The sequence below is a fragment of the Sphingomonas sp. genome, assembly GCF_045810705.1.
Taxonomy (GTDB): domain Bacteria; phylum Pseudomonadota; class Alphaproteobacteria; order Sphingomonadales; family Sphingomonadaceae; genus Sphingomicrobium.
In genome coordinates this window covers 35,539-53,100 of sequence record NZ_JBJMVI010000005.1, presented here as the reverse complement: position 1 = coordinate 53,100, position 17,562 = coordinate 35,539, and the positions used below count along the sequence as shown (strand labels likewise).

Genomic DNA, 17,562 nt, shown 5'->3' with positions numbered 1-17,562 from the left:
CTGCCCAAGAAGATGGCCTTGGAGCTGTTCAAGCCGTTCATCTACTCGCGGCTCGACGCCAAGGGCCTCAGCATGACGCTGAAGCAGGCGAAGAAGTGGGTCGAGAAGGAGCGCAAGGAAGTCTGGGACATCCTCGACGAGGTGATCCGCGAGCATCCGGTGCTGCTCAACCGCGCTCCGACGCTCCACCGCTTGGGCATCCAGGCGTTCGAGCCGGTGCTGATCGAGGGCAAGGCGATCCAACTTCACCCGCTGGTCTGCGCGGCGTTCAACGCCGACTTCGACGGCGACCAGATGGCCGTGCACGTCCCCCTGAGCCTCGAGGCTCAGCTCGAAGCGCGCGTCCTCATGATGAGCACCAATAACATCCTGTCGCCGGCCAATGGCAAGCCGATCATCGTGCCGTCGCAGGACATGGTGCTGGGGCTCTACTACCTCAGCCTCGAAAAGGATGATGAGCCCGGCCAGGGCATGATGCTGAGCGACATGCCGGAGGTCCACCAGGCGCTCGCGGCCGGCGCCGTGACGCTTCACTCGAGGATCATCAGCCGCGTGCCGCAGACCGACGAGGCGGGCAACACCTACATGAAGCGCTTCGAGACGACGCCAGGCCGCATGCTGCTCGGCGAGACTCTCCCGAAGAGCCACAAGGTGCCGTTCGAGACCGTCAACCGGGTGCTGACCAAGAAGGAGATCGGCGACGTCATCGACATCGTCTATCGCCACACCGGCCAGAAGGAGACCGTGCTGTTCGCCGACGCGATCATGACGCTTGGCTTCCGGCATGCGTTCGCGGCGGGCATCTCGTTCGGCAAGGACGACATGGTCATCCCGGCCGCCAAGGAAAAACTGGTCGACGACACTCGCACGCTCGTGAAGGATTACGAGCAGCAGTATCAGGACGGCCTCATCACCCAGCAGGAAAAGTATAACAAGGTGATCGATGCCTGGTCCCGCTGCGGCGACCAGGTCGCGAGCGCGATGATGAAGGAGATTTCGGCGACGCCGAAGCTTGCCAACGGGCGTCAGGCGGACCTCAACTCGATCTACATGATGGCGCATTCCGGGGCCCGCGGTTCGCAGGCCCAGATCAAGCAGCTCGCGGGCATGCGCGGCCTCATGGCCAAGCCGTCGGGCGAGATCATCGAGACTCCGATCATCTCCAACTTCAAGGAGGGTCTGACCGTCCTTGAGTATTTCAACTCGACCCACGGCGCCCGCAAGGGCCTAGCGGATACGGCGTTGAAGACGGCGAACTCGGGTTACCTGACCCGCCGCCTCGTCGACGTGTCGCAGGACGCGGTGATCATCGAGGAGGATTGCGGCACCGATCAGGCGCTCGAAATGCGCGCGATCGTCCAGGGCGGCGCGGTCATCGCTTCGCTCGCCGACCGGGTGCTCGGCCGCACCACGGCCGAGGACATCGTCGACGCCAAGACTGGCGAGACGATCATCGAGGAGGGCACGCTGCTCGACGAGGCGATGGTCGCCCGGATCGAGGAGATCGGCCTGCAGGGCGTGAAGATCCGCTCGCCTTTGGTGTGCGCGTCCAAGCAGGGCGTGTGCGGCAAGTGCTACGGACGCGACCTCGCGCGCGGAACCCCGGTCAATATCGGCGAAGCGGTCGGCGTGATCGCGGCCCAGTCGATCGGTGAGCCCGGGACCCAGCTGACGATGCGGACCTTCCACATCGGCGGCGCGGCGCAGCTCAACGAGCAGTCGAACCTCGAATCGCCGGTCGATGGCACGATCGAGTTCCGCGACATGCCGGCGATCGTCGACCCGCGGGGCCGGCATCTGTCGCTGTCGCGCTCGGGCGAGATCGCGATCCTCGACATGGACGGACGCGAGCTTTCAACGCACCGCGTGCCCTACGGCGCGCACCTGCTGTGCGAGAGCGGGCACATCGTTAGCCGCGGCGACCGTATCGCCGAATGGGACCCGTCGTTCAGCCCGGTCATCACCGAGAAGGGCGGTACTGTGAAGTACCAGGACCTGATCGAGAACCGGACGATGACCGAGATCGTCGACGAATCGACGGGAATCACGCAACGCGTGGTCACCGACGACAACGCCAAGTCGAAGAAGGAGTCACTGCATCCGCGGCTGACCCTGACCGGCAAGGGCGCCAAGGAAGCGGGCGTCTATCGACTGGCGGCAGGCGCGATCGTCGCGGTCGAGGATGGCCAGCAGGTCGAAGCCGGCGAGGTGCTGGCGCGCATGCCGCGGGAAGCCGCACGTACGCGTGACATCACCGGCGGTCTGCCGCGCGTCGCCGAGCTGTTCGAGGCGCGCAAGCCGAAGGAGAATGCGATCATCGCCAAGGTGTCGGGCAAGGTTACCTTCATGCGCGACTACAAGGCCAAGCGGAAGATCGCGATCGTGCCCGACGACGGGTCGGAACCGGTCGAGTATCTCGTGCCCAAGTCGAAGATGATCGAGGTCCAGGAAGGCGACTTCGTCAAGCGCGGCGACAACCTGGTCGGCGGTTCGCCCGATCCGCACGATATCCTCGAAGTGCTCGGCGTGGTTGCGCTCGCCGAATATCTCGTCAGCGAAATCCAGGAGGTCTACCGGCTCCAGGGCGTCAAGATCAACGACAAGCACATTGAGGTGATCGTTCGCCAGATGCTGCAGAAGGTCGAGATCACCGACGGCGGCGACACTACGTTGCTCGCAGGCGAGCAGGTCGACCGCGACGAGATGGACGAGACCAACGCCAGGCTCGAGAAGAAGCAGAAGCTTGCGGAAGGCAAGCCGGTGTTGCTCGGCATCACCAAGGCGTCGCTCCAGACCCGCAGCTTCATCTCGGCGGCGTCGTTCCAGGAGACGACCCGAGTGCTGACCGAAGCCGCGGTGCAGGGCAAGGTCGATACGCTCCAGGGCCTCAAGGAGAATGTCATCGTCGGCCGCTTGATCCCGGCGGGCACGGGCGCGGGCATGAACCGCCTGCGCGTCGCCGCCACGTCACGCGACACCGCGTTGCGCGCGGCCCAGCGGCGGATGGCGGAAGCGTTGATCGCGCCGGATTCGGCCGACGAGCTTCGAGCCGCGGAGCTTGCGCGTAGCGCGCGGGACGATGCCGGCACCGGCGACGATCCGCTCGGCGAGGTCGTTCCCAGCGGGCATGGCCTCGACGCGGACGCAGGCGATTACCTGCAAGGCTAGTCGCAAGCCGCATGATCCTACGAGGGGGATAGTCTGCAAGTCAGGCTATCCCCTTTGCCGTTGTTCCGGCGCCGTTCGCAGATCAGCGCTTCCGCGCGACCGCTCGGCCGGTATCCTCGCCTTCGAGCAAGGGTGGAGACGCGCAGATGCGCAGGCTGGCGTCACTGACGGCATCTGTTGCCGTGACGATAACGGCGGGGACTGTGGCCAGCGCAAGGGCCGACACGCCGGCGCAGGTCGCGGGGATAGTAATTCCGCGCACGGCGATGTCGGTTAGAGCCGAAGAGTTCGTCCGTGCGCACGAGCCGGATTTTCTGTTCAACCATTCCGTCCGAACTTATGTGTTCGGCGCGCTACGCCTGCAGCAGAAAGGCGTTAGCTTCGACCCTGAGACGGCCTATGTCGCCGCGCTGTTCCACGATGCCGGCCTGGTGCCAAGCATGGCTTCGCCCAGCGGTTCGTTCGAGATCGACGGCGCGGATCAGGCCGAGAAATTTGTCCTCGCCAACGGCGGAAGCCCGGAGCAGGCCCGAACCGTATGGAACGCCATCGTATTCCACGATATGCCGCCGCCCTATCAGCGGCATCAGTCGCCCGAAGCCCGGCTCCTCGGCAACGGCGCAGGAGCCGACGTCGATGGGGCGAACCCACAGGTCTATTCGGCGGGATCCGTCGCACAGCTTTTGACGGCATTCCCTCGGCTGCAATTCAAGAAGCGCTTCACCGCGCTCGCGATCGATCACTGCAAGCGCAAGCCGACGTCGCAGATCGGCTGGTTGGACCAGCTTTGCCGCACACAAGTGCCCAATATTGATCGCGGCTCGGTCGAGGAGGAAATCGCCTCGGCGCCCTTCGCCGAATGAAAACCCCGCCGGAGATTCCGGCGGGGTCTGATCTTCAACGCTCGCAAACGAGGGTCAGCATTTACCGCCATGCATGGCAGTTTCAGTACAGCTGGCCGCCGAATTCACATCTGCCGCGGCACCGCGCACCGTATTGCACGCTGCGACGGCAAGACATGCGCCCACCAACACCAATACCGCCACTTTCTGAACCATTGTCGCTCTCCATTTAGGGTCCGAACGACAATGAATCACTGAAGCAGCTGAATGTCCACTGACTTAGTGGCAGCCTTGGCCGTTCATCGTGTTCTCGGTGCAGTTCGCGACCGAGTTGACGTCCTTGGCGGCGCCGCGAACGGTGTTGCACGCGGCGAGCACCAGCGCGGTGCCGATCAGCACCACAGTCGTGACCTTCTGAAGCATCATTCTCTCCTCATCTGATGGCACAAGGTAACGCGGTGCCGGCGAAACGGCTCCATCGGGTCGGATTTAACGCAGGCTCAAACTGCGACCGGGGCGGCGATGTGCGGGTGCGGGTCGTAGTTTTCGAACACGAAATCCTCGGCTTCATAACCGAATAGGCCCTGCCCGCGGTCCTTGACCGCCAGTTGAGGCAGCGAACGCGGCTCTCGCGACAATTGCAGCCGAGCCTGATCGAGATGGTTAGAATAGAGGTGGCAGTCGCCGCCGGTCCACACGAATACGCCCGGCTCCAACCCGCATTCGCGCGCCAGCATGTGGGTGAGCAGCGCGTAGGAGGCGATGTTGAACGGGACGCCGAGGAAGATGTCCGCGCTGCGCTGGTAGAGTTGGAGGTTGAGCCGGCCGCCCGCGACCTGCGTCTGGAACAGGCAGTGGCACGGCGCCAGCGCCATGCTGGCGATCTCGCCCGGGTTCCAGGCCGTGACGATCTGGCGCCGCGAGAAGGGGTCCTTGCGGATGAGCTCGACGAGATTGGCGATCTGGTCGATGTGGCGGCCATCGGCCGTTTCCCAGTCGCGCCACTGCTTTCCGTAGACCGGGCCGAGGTCGCCATTCTCGTCGGCCCAGTCGTCCCAGATACCGACCTTTCGCTCCTTGAGCCAGCCAATGTTGGTGTCGCCGCGCAGGAACCACAGCAATTCGACGATGATCGATCGGAGGTGGAGCTTCTTGGTGGTGAGCAGCGGGAAACCGTCGGCGAGATCGAAGCGCATCTGCGCGCCGAACCACGACAAGGTGCCGGTGCCGGTCCGGTCCTGCTGCTCGACTCCGCGGTCGAGTATCAGTTGCATCAGCTCGAGATATTGGCGCATGGGCGGACCCTAGCCCGCGCGCGCGCGCCATCCAACACTCGCATGATTGATCCACAATGGATCACCGTTTTGGAGCCGGTTCCAGTGGGCCACGACGCTTGCGTCACATAGTTAGACGGCATGCGCCATCAGCGTGCCGAACATCCGCTGAAACTCGACGGTCTTGCCGCAGCGCGGGCCTTTTTTGCCGGCTGCATCGCGGACTCGGATCCTTCGCGTGAAAGCCTGTGGGTTGCCCATGTCGATGATGAGGCGCGCTGTCTGCACGTCTCCCGCCACGACGGCGATGAAACCGGCACCGATTTCCCGATCCGGCAGATCATCGCCGATGCCGCCGTCCATGGCAGCACCGGGATGGTGCTCGCTCACAATCATCCGAGCGGCGACCCGCGCCCAAGCGAGAGCGACTGCCGCGCGACGCGCCGCCTGGCAACTGCGGCGGAAGCCCTCGACTGCACCGTGCTCGACCACCTGGTCTTCGGCGGCGCGGAGTGCACAAGCCTCAGGCGGCTGGGGTACCTCTAGCACCTAGGCGCCACAGGCCATGATCTTATCCGGCGCAGGCCGCGGCCCGGCGACCCGGAACGCGATCAGATAATCCTCCCGGCTTGTCAGCATAGCCGCCTTGACCGGCAGCATGCCAAGCGCCGCGAATTCACATTTGAGTTCGCTCGGCGGCATGCCGTGCTGCCTCACCGGACGATTGGACTCGACGACGATCACCAGCCCATCCGGTTTCACGCCTTCGCGCGCATGCCACAGGAAGGCGTAGGGCGATTGCACCTCATGGTACATGTGCACCAGGAACACCCGGTCGAACGAGCCTGCCGGCAGCATCGGGTTTTCGGCCGTACCGAGCTTCACGGCGACATTGTCGAGCCGCTCGCGCTGGACGCGCTCGCTCAGCTGGTCACGAACTTCCGGAAAGATGTCTTCCGCGAGGACGCGTCCCTTGGGACCGACGACCGGGGCCAGGCGCACGGTGTAATAGCCCTCGCCGGCGCCGACGTCGGCGACCGACATGCCTGGACTCACCCGCGCGAGCTCCATCACTTGCTCGGCTTCACCGGCACGGTCGCGGGCATCTTCGGTCGAGAAGGTGTCCCCGACGATTGGTGCGACGTCGCGATGCGCGGCCGGAAAATGCGGTTCGCTCGGTTGCGCCCGACACCCGGCGAGGAAGACAAACGCGGCGGCCGCCGCTCTAGTCGACATCCTCGACCTCGACGGTTTCGCCAGTCACCCGCTGTGACAGCGCCGCGGCCATGAAGCGGTCGAGGTCGCCGTCGAGCACATCACTTGGAGAGGTCGACGTCACTCCTGTGCGCAGATCCTTCACCAGCTGGTACGGCTGGAGGACATAGGAGCGGATCTGGTGGCCCCAGCCGATGTCGGTCTTGGCGGCATTGGCGGCATCGGCTTCGGCTTCGCGCTTGTGCAACTCCGCTTCGTACAGCCGGGCCTTTAGCTGTTTCATCGCCGACGCGCGGTTCTTGTGCTGCGAGCGCTCGTTCTGGCAGGCGACCACGATGCCGGTCGGCACGTGGGTGATCCTGACCGCGCTGTCCGTCGTGTTGACGTGCTGCCCTCCGGCCCCGGACGAGCGATAGGTATCGATTCGGAGCTCCGCTTCGTTGATCTGGATGTCGATGTCATCGTCGACCTCGGGATAGACCCACACGCTCGAGAAGCTGGTGTGGCGGCGCGCGTTGGCATCATAAGGGCTGATCCGAACCAGCCGGTGGACGCCGCTCTCGGTCTTGAGATTGCCGTAAGCGTTCTCGCCTTTGACCAGGATCGTCGCCGATTTGATCCCCGCCTGCTCGCCGGCATGGTGATCGATCAGCTCGACCTTCATCCCCTTGCGTTCGCCCCAGCGGGTATACATGCGCATGAGCATTTCGGCCCAGTCCTGGCTCTCGGTGCCGCCCGCGCCGGCGTTGATCTCGACATAGGCATTGTTGGCGTCGGCTTCTCCGGCAAGCAGGGCTGCGACCTTGTCGCGGTCGGCGCGCTCGGCCAGCTCGGCAAGGCTGCGGACCGCATCGTCGACCAGCGCCGAATCGCCTTCGCTTTCTGCGAGCTCGATCAATTCCGACGTGTCGGAGAGCTCGCGTTCAAGCAATTGAGTCGCGCTGATCGCTTCCTCGAGCCGGCGACGTTCCCGCATGACGTTCTGCGCCGCCTTGGGATCGTCCCACAGAGCCGAGTCCTCGACCTTCGCGTTGAGCTCGTCGAGGCGCTTCAGCGCGCGGTCCCAGTCGAGGAAACGGCGCAGCAGCGCGGTCGCGGCGCTGATCTGGTCGATATGGGCCTGCGCTTCTGCGCGCATGGTCAGGCTTTCTTCAAACGGCGGTTCGTGCGCGGCCTATTAGAGCGCGTTTTGGGTTGGCAAGCCAGCGGCGGGCTGCGCGACCGGCGGCCCAGTGACGACCGGCGGTGGGCCGGCAGGCGTGTTCCCGCTCGGGCGCTGCTGCTGCTGCTGAAGCTGAAGCTGTTGCTGCAGCTGCTGTTGCTGCCACGCGGCAAGCGCCTGCTGCTGGGTGGCGGCGTTATAGGGATCGCCGATCGAGCTGCGAGCGGTCCGCTGCTCTTCGGTCTGGGGCTGGAACGCTTCCCAGATGACCGACGACTGCACTTCCTCGCTGGTCGGGAATGCGCCGAACACCGGCTTGCCGCTGGCGCGGTCGATCCGCACCCACCGGATTCCCGGCGGTGCGACAAATGGCACCTTGGGCTGGTTCTTGAGCGCGCTCAGTGCCCATTGCTTCCAGATCGGCGCGGAGATCCGCCCGCCTTGCGCGTAGCCCCCGAGCGATCGCGGCTGGTCGTAGCCGAGATAGATGCCCGCGACGATGTCCGGCGTGCCGCCGACAAACCAGACGTTGGTCGGACCGTTGGTGGTGCCGGTCTTGCCGAACAGCGGGCGGTTGAGGTCGCGCAGAACCGTCGCGGTGCCACGCTGGATGACGCCTTCCATGACATGGACCATCTGGAACGCGGCCATGGCATCGACCAGCTGCCGGGTACGGTTCGGCGGCCGCGGCATCGGCTTGCCGTCCCAGTCGGCCGCATCGCAATTGCCCATGACCGCGCAGCGGTTGTCGGTGCGAAAGAGGACCTTGCCGTTGCGATCCTGGACAAAATCGATCGTCGTCGGCTTTACCGAACGGCCCTGGTTGGCGAGGATCGCATAAGCGTTGGTCAGCCGCCACACGGTGGTGTCGCCGGCGCCCAGCGCGAACGACAGATAATTGCCGTAATCGCCGACGCCGAGGCGGCGTGCGGTATCGGTGATCTTGGGCATGCCGACGGTCGAGGCGGCACGGACCGTCATCAAATTACGCGATTGTTCGACGCCCCAGCGCAGTGTGTGCGGCCCGGCCGACCGGCGGTCGAAATTGACGAAGCACTTCTGGCCGAGCCCTGCGCCCTGCCAGACGCAAAACGGAGCATCGAGCTCGATCGTCGCGGGCGTGAAACCGTTCTGGAGGGCGGTCACATAGACGATCGGCTTGAATGCCGAGCCTGGTTGCCGCCACGCCTGGATCGCCCGGTTGTAGCTCGACCCGACGACGTCGAAGCCGCCCTGCATCGCCATTACCCGGCCGGTGTGCACTTCTTCGACCACCATGCCGCCCGAGACTTCGGGGATCGAGCGGAGCGCATAATTGCTGCCGCCGATCTGCTTGACGATGATCACCATGCCCGGCTGGAGGAAGTCGAATGCCCTTCCCCCGACGCCGCGCTTGGCCATCGCCGCATCGCCCGCGGCAAGCGAGCCGGTCGAGCCGTTGGAGAACCCGATGGTCGCCTGCGCGTCGCTTTTGTTCAAGACAACCGCCTTGCGCCAGTCCGGATAACCGGTGCCGACCGGCGCCGCATCGAGCCGCGCGGCCCAATCCTTCGCGAGGTCGATCTTCATGCCGAGGTCGGACCAGCCGCGGCCGCCGTCGAATCGGGTCAATCCATCACGCAGCGCCTGGGCGGCGGCGTCCTGCACCGCCGGATCCATCGAGCTCCGCACCCACAGGCCGCCGCCGTACAGGCTGCTGGGGCCATCCTTCACATCTTCGCCGAACTTCTTCATCAGCTCGCGGCGGACTTCCTCCATGAAGTAGCCGCCCTGCTGGCGAAACTTCTCGTTGCTGCCGTAGCGGATGGTACCGAGGGGCGTCGCTGCGGCGGCTCGATCCTGGTCCTCGGTGATGTAGCCGTTCTTGTACATTTCGCGCAGCACGTAGCTGCGGCGGTCGAGCGCCTTCTGGGTCGCGCGCTCGGGATCGTAATTGGCCGGCGCCCGGGGGAGCACCGCCAGATAAGCCGCCTCGGGCAATGTCAGCTCGTTGACGTCCTTGTCGAAATAGGCGCGCGACGCCGCCTGCACGCCATATGCGTTGCGGCCGAGGAAGATCGAGTTGAGGTAGATTTCGAGGATCTGCTGTTTCGACAGCGTCGATTCGAGCCGGAACGCGAGGATCGCCTCGCGGATCTTGCGCCCGACATTGTAGCTCGAATCCTTGAGCAGATATTTGGCGACCTGCTGGGTGATCGTCGAACCGCCCGGCACGCGGCCTGGCCTGCCGACGTGCGTGGTGTAATTGAAAACCGCCTTGATCGCGCCGGGGAAGTCGATGCCGCTATGGGTGAAGAAACTCTTGTCCTCGGCCGAGATGAAGGCGTGGATGACGAGCGGCGGATATTCGTCGAACGAGAGCTCGACGCGCCGCTCCCGGGCGAAGGTCTGGACCGGTGCGCCGTCGTAGCCGCGGACGTTCGTCGGCAGCGGCGGCTGATAGGCGAGCAGGGTCTGCGACGAAGGCAGCCCGCTCGCGAAATAGATCCACACGGCCGCGACCAGGGTGAACAGGCCAAGCGCCGCCCAGGTCACTCGGCGCACCCATACGCGCTCCCACCAGGGATCGACGACCCCGTGCACCTTCTCGTTGAAGGCGACCAGGTCCGGCAGCGGCCAGTCGGGGACGTTCAGGCGCTCGAACTTCATTCGATCGAGGCGTCTAGCGGGTTCAAACGCGAGCGGGAAGTTACTTAGCGGCGCGCGTGGGCCGCAACGTCGGCCTCGATCGCCTGCGCCAAGGTGAGAACCATCTTCGCACGTTCCTCCGGGTTGCGCAGGAGAACCTCGTCGTCGGCGTTGCTGAGATAGCCGGCCTCGAACAGCACGGCGGGCGTATCGGCGCGGCGAAGGACGTGGAAAGCGGCGAATCGGTGCGGGTTCGGCCTGAGCTCGACTCGGCCGGCAGCCTTGTTCACCAGCCGCGAGGCAAGGTCGGCCGACGCGCTCATCTGCGACTGCATGGCGAGGTCGGCGAGCATCATGTCGACCGCCCCGCCGCGTGCGCCCTGGTCCGCACCGGCATTCTCCCGCGCCGCGAGTCCTGCGGCCTCCGCGTCCGATGCGACGTCGGACAGCGAATAGACGCTCGCCCCGCGAGCGAGCGGATTGGCGGCACTGTCGATATGGATCGACACGAACATCGCGGCATTGAGGTGCCGGGCGACGGCTGCTCGCTCGTCGAGCGTCAAATAGCGGTCGTCGTCGCGGGTCATGGCGACGCGCACCCTTCCGCGTTTGACCAGCTCGTCGCGCAACGCCTGCGCCAGGACGAGGGTCAGCTGCTTCTCGCGCACCTCGCCCGAAACGCTGGTTGCGCCGGGGTCCCGGCCGCCGTGACCGGCGTCGATCACGACGATCGGCCGGCCGCGCGCGGCCAGTGAGGCATAGATGCGGTCGTTGGCGGCAGGCGGGAGGTTGACCGTCAGACTTGCCTTGGTCGCAGCATCGCCGCCGCGCCCGCCGGTCGCGAGCAGGTCCGTGGCTGCGGCGGCGACAGCCACCACAACACCGGCAATCGCGCCCCGCTTCGCCGTTTCGTTCATCCCGCCCGCCAAGTCATTGAACCGAAACGCTTGTATCAGGCAAAGCCGGGAATTGCGAAATTGCTATCGGGGGCGGCGGCACTACGGCCACCGCTTGGCCGGAGCCCCGAACATGATACGGCAGTTGCGCCGGTTGCGGCGCCCTTTCGAGGGTGCTAACCGAAAATTGATCTCCGGCAAGCCGCCGGAGAAAGCGCCGCGGCCAGTGCGATGGACCGCGGCTCCACGAGGTTGACGCTCGAATGACCCCACAGAACGCCCATCGTCCGCTCCGACAAGAAGCGGCGGGTGCGTTCTCCGCGAAGGTTCGCGGGATGGCCGATCGAGCAGAGGCGCTTTCCATTCATCCTGTTCTCGCCGGAAGCGAGACCATCATTATTGCGCGCCGCAGCGCCATTTCGCTGCCCACGCGCGCCCGGAGAATTTTCAATGTCCATGCGCATGCTGATCGATGCGCGCCACCCGGAAGAGACCCGGGTCGCGGTCGTCAAGGGAACCCGGATCGAGGAATTTGACTTCGAATCCGCTGAGCACAAGCAGCTCAAAGGCAATATCTATCTCGCCAAGGTCACCAGGGTAGAACCGTCGCTCCAGGCCGCGTTCATCGACTATGGCGGCAATCGCCACGGCTTCCTGGCCTTCAGCGAAATCCACCCCGATTACTACCAGATCCCCAAGGCCGACCGCGAGGCGTTGCTGCGCGAGGAAGCCGAGCACGCCGCCGAGGAAGAGCGGCTGCGCGCCGCCGAATATGGCAATGGCGACAATGGCGATCACGTTGAGGCTGCCGACGAGCGCGACGAGGAACCCTACGCTGAGCCGGAAGGCGACGAAGCCGACGCCCACATGGAGGAAACCGGCACCGGCTCCGACCGTTCACCGGTCGACGAATCGGCCGCCGACGAGCTGCGCAGGAAGCGCCAGAACCTGCGCCGCCGCTACAAGATCCAGGACGTGATCCAGCGCCGCCAGGTGTTGCTGGTCCAAGTCGTCAAGGAAGAGCGCGGCAACAAGGGTGCGGCGCTGACCACCTATTTGTCGCTCGCCGGCCGCTATTGCGTGCTGATGCCCAACACCAGCCACGGCGGCGGGATTTCGCGCAAGATCTCCAACGGCGCCGACCGCAAGCGGCTGAAGTCGATCATGTCGGACCTCAACCTGCCCACGACCATGGGGCTGATCGTCCGGACCGCCGGCCTGTCGCGCACAAAGGTCGAGATCAAACGCGACTTCGACTATCTCGCGCGGCTGTGGGACGAGATCCGCGAGCGGACTCTGTCGAGCAGCGCGCCGGCGCTGATCTATCGCGACAGCGACCTCATCAAGCGTGCCATCCGCGACCTCTATCATCGCGAGATCGAGGAAGTGATCGTCGAGGGCGAGGAAGGCTTTAAGGCGGCACGCGGCTTCATGAAGCTGCTGATGCCGAGCCACGTGCGCCGAGTGAAGCTGCACAGCGAGACCACGCCCTTGTTCCAGCGACAGGGCGTCGAGGACCAGTTGAGCGCCATGTATCAGCCGGTCGTCCAGCTGAAGTCGGGCGGCTATCTGGTGATCAATCCGACCGAGGCCTTGGTGTCGATCGACATCAACTCCGGCCGCTCGACCCGCGAGCACAATATTGAGCAGACCGCCACCAACACCAACCTCGAGGCGGCGCAGGAGATCGCCCGCCAGTTGAGGCTGCGCGACATGGCCGGCCTGATCGTCATCGATTTCATCGACATGGAGCAGTCGAGCCACGTCCGGAAAGTCGAGAAGTCGATGAAGGAGGCGCTGAAGAACGACCGCGCCCGCATCCAGGTCGGCCGCATCTCGAGCTTCGGCTTGATGGAGATGAGCCGCCAGCGGCTACGCACCGGCGTGCTCGAAGCCTCGACCAAGCCGTGCCCGCATTGCGAAGGCACCGGGCTGATGCGCACTGCCGCCTCGGCTGGCCTGTCGGCGCTTCGCATCCTCGAGGACGAGGCCGCGCGTGGACGAGGCGAACGCATTACGTTGCGCGCGGGCAAGGAAGCGGCGGTCTATGTTCTCAACAAGAAGCGCGCCGAGCTCGCCGACATCGAGCAACGCTACGGCGTCATGATCGAGATCCTCGTCGACGAAAGCCTGGAGGGGGCTCGCATGAGCGTCGAAAGCTCCGGGACGCGGCCCGTCGCCGCGCCTCGCGCCGAGACGCCGGTCATCGTCGAGGAAGAGGAGTTCGAGGAGGAAGCCCTCGACGCCGAGGACGAGGAAGACGAAGTCGAGACGCGCCAGCCACGCGAGGCACGTGAACCGCGCGATGCGGAGTCCGAAAGCGACCCGAGCCGTCGTCGTCGTCGTCGTCGTCGTGGCGGTCGCGGCCGCAATCGGCGCGAAGGCGGAGAGCCGCTGGAAGCCGGCGAAGCCGTGGCGCGAGAGGCTCCCGAGGAGTCTGTCGAGACCGACACGGCGCCGGTCGAGATGCGGGACGAAGAGCCGCGCGAAGGTGGCAAACGTCGCCGTCGGCGTCGCGGTCGCGGCGGTGCTCCCGCCGAAGTCGCCGAAGGCCAGATCGAGCCCGACAGCTCGCCGATGGTCGAGCGCCCGATCGACGAGGAGCCGCCGATCGCCGAAACCGCGCCAGCCGAGGAGCCAAAGCCTAAAGGCCGACGTTCGCGCAAGGCACCGGCCGAAGCGGCGATCGCGGTGCCCGAGCCCGCGCCAGCTGAGGCGCCACCCGCGGAAACGGTTGACGAGGCGCCGCCCGCGGCCAAGCCGGCGCGTGCGCGGCGCTCGAAAAAGGCCGACGCAGCTCTGACGGAAGCCGCGCCCGCGCCCGAGCCGACGCAATTGCCGGCGGCCAACAACGATACGGCCGAGGACGGCGCCAACGAGCCGCGCCGGTCCGGCTGGTGGCAGCGGACCTTCGGCTAAGCCGCTCGAGGCCAGCTTTTCATCGCCCGTTCAGCGCGAGAAATGCTAAGCGGGCGGCGATGAACTCCCCGCTCGCCCGCCTCGCGCGCATGGTGATGATCGCCATGATGCTGAGCATGGCCGCGGTTCGTCCTGCGTTCGCGCAGGACGATTCCGGCCCGTCGGTGCTCCGCGACACGGAGACCGAGCGGCTGTTCAAGGACATGTCACGGCCGCTGATCGTCGCCGCCGGGCTCGACCCCAACAGCGTCAACGTGGTCCTGCTCAACGATCCCGAGATCAATGCCTTCGTCGCGACCGGCCAGACGGTTTACGTCCAGTCGGGCCTGCTCCAGGCGACCGACAATTTGAACCAGCTCCAAGGCGTCGTCGCCCACGAGCTCGGCCACGTCGTCGCCGGCGATTCGATCCGCGCCGGGCAAGGCGTGAAGCAGGCGACCGGCATCAGCATCCTCTCGCTCGTGCTCGGGGCCGCGGCCATTGCCGCCGGCGCGGGCGATGCGGGCATGGGCATCATGATGGCTGGCCAACGTGCGGCGGAAGGCGAATTCATGGCCTTCACCCGGGCCCAGGAGGCGACCGCGGACGCCTCGGCGGTGCGGTTCCTGTCGAAGTCCGGGATCAGCGGCAAGGGCATCCTCGACTTCTTCGGCAAGCTGCAGAACCAGGAATATCGGCTGGCCATCTATTCGAAGGACAGCTTCGACCGCGACCACCCGTTGTCGTCGGAACGCATCCAGGCGCTCGGCCAGACGCTGAGGACCGACCCCGCGTACGGCAAGCCGACCGATCCCGCTCTCGAGGCGCGCTTCCAGCGGGTCAAGGCCAAGCTGATGGGCTATGTCGATCCCAAGCTCGCGGTCATCAAATATCCCGAGAGCAACCAAAGCATCCCGGCGCATTATGCGCGCGCTTATGCCTACCATCTCGGCGGCTATCCCGACAAAGCCGAAGCCGAGGCGAACGCGCTGCTCGCGACCGACCCGGACGACCCCTTTTTCCTCGAGCTCAAGGGTCAGATCCTGCTCGAGGACGGCAAGCCGGCGGACGCGATCGCCCCGCTGCGCGAAGCAGTCCGGCGGTCGGGCGAGGCGCCGATGATCGCCGCCATGCTCGGCCACGCGCTGGTCGCGACCGAGGACCCGAAGAATTTCACCGAGGCCAAGCAGATCCTCAAGGTCGCCGTAAACAAGGACAATCAGGACCCGTTCGCCTGGTATCAGCTCGGCATCATCTACGACCGTGAAGGCGATCCGTCGCGCGCCGCGCTGGCGACCGCCGAGCGCAGCAACCTCGAGAACCAGCCGAAGATGGCACTGGCGAGCGCGCAGATGGCGATGAAGGGCATTCCTCCGGGCAGTCCCGACTATCTTCGCGCCCAGGATATCGCCATGGTCTCGCGCGCCGAGCTCGCGAAGAAAGACAAGAAATACCGGGACCCGAAAGAGCTGACCAGGTGAACGGGACCGAAGCGGCGCCAGCCGCGGCCAGGCACGGGCTGTTCGGCACTGCCGTGGCCGGCGGGATCATCGGATCGGTGCTGACCGCGGCCCTGCTGTTCGTTGCGGCGCCGAGCCTGCTCGGAAGCAAGATCGTGCGCGCAGGCCTGCTCGCCGATCCGCGCATTCTCTCCGATACGGTCGATGCGCTCCGCGACGCGCAATATGCGCCCGTGCTCGCCGCCAACCGCGCGGCAATCGAGACTCCGTTCGGAAGCTCGTGGAAGGGCGCGGCCAAGCCGGAGGTCACGCTGGTCGAATTCTTCGACTACGCCTGTCCTTATTGCAAGGCGAGCAACCCCGCGGTCGATCGGCTGCTGCAGGAGGACAAGGGCCTGCGCGTGGTTTACCGCGAGCTGCCGATCCTTGGCCCCGACAGCCTGACTGCGGCGCGGCTGTCGCTCGAGGCCTCGAAGGCCGGCCGGTTCGCGCGGTTCCACGATACGCTGTGGGCCGCCGGACGGCCGTCGACCGAAACCAACGCGCAGGCGGCTACGGCCGCGGGCATTGCGCCGCAGCCCGCTCCCGACCCCGCGATCGAGGCCGAGCTCAACGGCAACATGAAGCTCGCGGGTCAGCTCGGCGCAACCGGCACGCCCGTGTTCGTGATCGGCGACCGGGTGATGAACGGCGCTGTCGGCTACGACATGCTCAAGGCCGCGATCGCCAAGGCGCGCGACAGGAGCTGACCGCTCAGAAGAGCGATACGAAGAACAGGATCGTGGCGACGACCATCACCGCCGTCGCCGCCCAGCCCAGCACGATCCCTCGACGGCCCAGCGTCAAATGACCCATCGCCCGAGGATTGGTCACGATCAGCATCATCAGCGCCATCAGCGGCGCCGCGAGAATGCCGTTGATGACCGCGCTCCAATAAAGCGCGCGGACGGGATTGATGCCGGCATATTGCATCAACGCGCCGGCAAGCGTCGTCATTGCGATGGTGCCGTAGAACAGCCTCGCCCGGTTCGGCGTTGAATCGAGGCTCGCTGGCCTACCGAGCATCTCGGAGACCGCGTAAGCGGCCGAACCGGCGAGAACGGGAACGGCGAGAAGGCCGGTGCCAATGATCCCGAACGCAAACAGCAGGGATGCGAAACGGCCGGCAATCGGACGCAGCGCCTCGGCCGCCTGAGACGCAGTTTCGATCGTCGTGATCCCGTTCACATGGAGCGTCGCGGCGGCCGCGAACACGATGAAGATCGCGACGATGTTGCTGAACGTCATCCCGACCAAGGTGTCGCGGCGGATTCGCGCCATTTCCGGCCCCGCCTTTGCCGGCGCCGCATAGAGCGGCTTGGTATGGCTCCGCCTTCCTTCCTCGATCTCCTGCGCGGCCTGCCAGAAGAACAAATATGGGCTGATGGTCGTGCCGAGGATGGCGACGAAGCCGGTTGCAAAGGCCGTGCTGTATTCGATGTGCGGGATGAGCACCGCCTTGATCGCTTGCCCCCACGGAACATGCACCGCGAACACCACCGCCACATAGGCAAACAGGCTGAGCGTCGTGAACTTGAGCACGGCCGCATAGCGGTGATAGCTGAGGAAGGTCTCGAGCAGGAGGCAAACGAGGCCGAAGCCGAGCGTGTAAGCAACGATCTTACCGCCGAGCAGCATCTGCATCGCGGCGCCCATCGCGCTGAGGTCGGCGCCGAGGTTGATGACGTTGGCCGCGAGAAGCAGCAGGACTGCCGCCCACAGGATCGGCTTCGGATAATGCCGCCGGAGGTTGGCGGCGATCCCGCGCCCGGTCACGGAGCCGATCTGCGCCGACACGTCCTGGATGACGGTCATGAACGGGAGGCTGTAGAGCAGGCTCCACGACAGGCCGTAACCGAACTGCGCGCCGACCTGGCTGTAGGTGCCGATGCCGCTCGGGTCGTCGTCGGCGGCGCCCGTGATGAGGCCGGGGCCGAGCTTAGCGAGAAACGACTTGGGACGCGGTTCAGTCACTCAAGC

General features: G+C 65.6%; 13 protein-coding genes. 6 read left to right on the top strand and 7 right to left on the bottom strand.

Features of this window, described 5'->3' with window-relative positions:
- Together rpoC and ACJ8FR_RS02955 are read left to right on the top strand one after the other, a co-directional pair.
- On the top strand, positions 1–3,168 hold a 3,168-nt coding region (gene rpoC, locus ACJ8FR_RS02960; protein ID WP_407827116.1), incomplete at its 5' end, for a DNA-directed RNA polymerase subunit beta'.
- Positions 3,169–3,371: 203 nt separating this feature from the next.
- Positions 3,372–4,031 (top strand): HD domain-containing protein, encoded by a 660-nt coding sequence (locus tag ACJ8FR_RS02955; protein ID WP_407827115.1) that lies wholly within the window; start codon positions 3,372–3,374, stop codon positions 4,029–4,031.
- 258 nt (positions 4,032–4,289) lie between these two features.
- Here ACJ8FR_RS02955 and ACJ8FR_RS02950 read toward each other — a convergent pair whose 3' ends face one another.
- Both ACJ8FR_RS02950 and ACJ8FR_RS02945 read right to left on the bottom strand, forming a co-directional pair.
- Positions 4,290–4,433, bottom strand: a complete 144-nt coding sequence (locus ACJ8FR_RS02950; RefSeq protein ID WP_407827114.1) for an entericidin EcnA/B family protein — start codon at positions 4,431–4,433, stop codon at positions 4,290–4,292.
- 77 nt (positions 4,434–4,510) lie between these two features.
- Complete coding sequence (locus tag ACJ8FR_RS02945; protein WP_407827113.1) at positions 4,511–5,305, bottom strand: thymidylate synthase; 795 nt, start codon at positions 5,303–5,305, stop codon at positions 4,511–4,513.
- 120 nt (positions 5,306–5,425) lie between these two features.
- Between ACJ8FR_RS02945 and ACJ8FR_RS02940 the strand changes: the two genes are divergently transcribed.
- Entirely contained in the window at positions 5,426–5,830 is a 405-nt protein-coding gene (locus tag ACJ8FR_RS02940; protein WP_407827112.1) for a JAB domain-containing protein, read from the top strand.
- A gap of 3 nt (positions 5,831–5,833) precedes the next feature.
- Here the strand turns inward: ACJ8FR_RS02940 and ACJ8FR_RS02935 are convergent, their stop codons facing one another.
- The 4 genes from ACJ8FR_RS02935 to ACJ8FR_RS02920 are packed head-to-tail and all read right to left on the bottom strand — an operon-like array spanning position 5,834 to position 11,206.
- Positions 5,834–6,520 (bottom strand): class I SAM-dependent methyltransferase, encoded by a 687-nt coding sequence (locus ACJ8FR_RS02935; RefSeq protein ID WP_407827111.1) that lies wholly within the window; start codon positions 6,518–6,520, stop codon positions 5,834–5,836.
- Positions 6,510–7,637, bottom strand: a complete 1,128-nt coding sequence (prfB, locus tag ACJ8FR_RS02930; protein WP_407827110.1) for a peptide chain release factor 2 — start codon at positions 7,635–7,637, stop codon at positions 6,510–6,512. The genes ACJ8FR_RS02935 and prfB overlap by 11 nt, the downstream gene beginning before the upstream one ends.
- A gap of 39 nt (positions 7,638–7,676) precedes the next feature.
- Positions 7,677–10,310: a penicillin-binding protein 1A gene (locus ACJ8FR_RS02925; RefSeq protein WP_407827109.1), complete on the bottom strand. Its 2,634-nt coding sequence runs from the start codon at positions 10,308–10,310 to the stop codon at positions 7,677–7,679.
- Between the two features lie 44 nt (positions 10,311–10,354).
- Positions 10,355–11,206 (bottom strand): N-acetylmuramoyl-L-alanine amidase, encoded by an 852-nt coding sequence (locus tag ACJ8FR_RS02920; protein WP_407827108.1) that lies wholly within the window; start codon positions 11,204–11,206, stop codon positions 10,355–10,357.
- A 429-nt stretch (positions 11,207–11,635) separates the two neighbouring features.
- Here ACJ8FR_RS02920 and ACJ8FR_RS02915 point away from each other — a divergent pair, with 429 nt between their 5' ends.
- Genes ACJ8FR_RS02915 through ACJ8FR_RS02905 form a run of 3 tightly spaced genes read left to right on the top strand, consistent with a single transcriptional unit; the run spans position 11,636 to position 16,292 of the window.
- Positions 11,636–14,104 carry a ribonuclease E/G gene (locus tag ACJ8FR_RS02915; protein ID WP_407827107.1) on the top strand — a complete coding sequence of 823 codons (2,469 nt, stop codon included), beginning with the start codon at positions 11,636–11,638 and terminating at the stop codon, positions 14,102–14,104.
- Positions 14,105–14,163: 59 nt separating this feature from the next.
- Positions 14,164–15,564 carry a M48 family metalloprotease gene (locus ACJ8FR_RS02910; RefSeq protein ID WP_407827106.1) on the top strand — a complete coding sequence of 467 codons (1,401 nt, stop codon included), beginning with the start codon at positions 14,164–14,166 and terminating at the stop codon, positions 15,562–15,564.
- Positions 15,561–16,292, top strand: coding sequence for a DsbA family protein (locus ACJ8FR_RS02905; protein WP_407827105.1), 732 nt, complete (start codon positions 15,561–15,563; stop codon positions 16,290–16,292). The genes ACJ8FR_RS02910 and ACJ8FR_RS02905 overlap by 4 nt, the downstream gene beginning before the upstream one ends.
- Positions 16,293–16,296: 4 nt before the next feature.
- On the opposite strand, the gene ACJ8FR_RS02900 is transcribed toward ACJ8FR_RS02905, so the two are convergent.
- A complete protein-coding gene (locus ACJ8FR_RS02900) occupies positions 16,297–17,556 on the bottom strand; it encodes an NRAMP family divalent metal transporter (protein WP_407827104.1) in 1,260 nt (419 codons plus the stop codon).
- Between the last annotated feature and the right edge of the window lie 6 nt (positions 17,557–17,562).